Origin of the sequence: Rudaea sp. (genome assembly GCF_036383415.1) — a bacterium.
GTDB lineage: Bacteria > Pseudomonadota > Gammaproteobacteria > Xanthomonadales > Rhodanobacteraceae > Rudaea.
In genome coordinates this window covers 1-1546 of record NZ_DASVOK010000101.1, presented here as the reverse complement: position 1 = coordinate 1546, position 1546 = coordinate 1, and the positions used below count along the sequence as shown (strand labels likewise).

Sequence of the window (1546 nt, the reverse complement as noted above, 5' to 3'; positions counted from 1 at the left end):
GTAGACATCCTCGGTGCCGGAGGGACGCGCGGCAAACCAGCCGGCCTCGCTCTCGACCTTGATGCCGCCGAATGGCTGATCGTTGCCCGGCGCCTTGGTCCTGACCGCGCGCACGGGATCGCCGGCGAGCTCGGTCATGTTGAGCTGCTCGGGCCCGAGCGCCTTCAGCGCATTCTTCTGCTTCGGCGTCGCCGCGACATCGATGCGCTCGTAATAGGGTACGCCGAGCTCATCGGTCAGCTCCTTGAACAATTCGCTGGGGTCACGCCCGGTCTTGGCTATGATCTCGGCCGCGAGCAGGCCGAGAATGATGCCGTCCTTGTCGGTGGTCCAGGCCGAGCCGTCGCGCTTGAGGAACGACGCGCCGGCGCTCTCCTCGCCGGCAAAGCCGAAGCCGCCGCTGCCGAGCCCTTCGACGAACCATTTGAAGCCGACCGGCGTCTCGACCAGCTTGCGACCGAGCTTCTTGGCGACGCGATCGATGATCGAGCTCGACACGATGGTCTTGCCGATCGCGGCGTCCTTGCTCCATTGCGGCCGGTGGGCAAACAGATAGGCGATCGCGGTGGCGAGGAAATGGTTCGGGTTCATCAGCCCGTTCGAGCGCGTCACGATGCCATGGCGGTCGGCATCGGTATCGTTGGCGAAGGCGACGTCGAACCGGTCGCGCATCCCGATCAGGCTCGCCATTGCATAGGGCGACGAGCAGTCCATCCGGATCTTGCCGTCCCAATCCGCGGTCATGAAGCGGAAGGTCGGATCGACCGCTTCGTTGACCACGGCGGCGTTGATGCCGTAGCGCGCGATGATCGGGTGCCAATAATGCACAGCCGCGCCGCCGAGCGGATCGATGCCGATCTTGACCCCGGCGGATTTGATCAGCGCGAGATCGACGGTGTTGCCGAGATCGGCGACGTAGGGCGTGATGTAATCGTGCAGATGCGTGGTCGCGGCCTTGCGCGCGCGATCATAGGGCATCCGCTCGACGCCCTTGAGGCCGGCCTCGATATAGCGGTTCGCATTCTTCTCGACCACGGCGGTGACGTCGGTATCGGCCGGGCCGCCATGCGGCGGATTGTATTTGTAGCCGCCGTCCTCCGGCGGGTTGTGCGACGGGGTGATGACGACGCCATCGGCAAGGCCGGTGCTGCGGCCCTTGTTGTAGCTCAGGATCGCGTGCGAGATCACCGGCGTCGGAGTGTACCCACCCTGCGCGTCGATCATGATCTCGACGCCATTCGCCGCGAACACTTCCACCGCGCTGGCCAGCGCCGGCTCGGCCAGCGCATGGGTGTCGATGCCGATGAACAGCGGCCCGGTGAGCCGCTTCTCGCGCCGGTAGTCGCAGATCGCCTGCGTAGTGGCGAGGATGTGGTCCTCATTGAAGGAATTCTTCAGCGACGAGCCGCGATGGCCCGAGGTACCGAACGCAACCCGCTGGGTGGGATCGCTGGCATCGGGCTTGCCGGCAAAATAGGCCGTGACCAGCCGCGGCACATTGGCAAGCTGGGCGGGATCGATGGGTTTGCCGGCGGCAGGATTTGGT

1 protein-coding gene is annotated in these 1546 nt (G+C 65.3%); it reads right to left on the bottom strand.

The annotated features are described in order from the left end of the window. A partial coding sequence (pgm, locus tag VF497_RS03855) for a phosphoglucomutase (alpha-D-glucose-1,6-bisphosphate-dependent) (protein ID WP_330886320.1) occupies nucleotides 1-1546 on the bottom strand: 1546 nt, incomplete at both ends.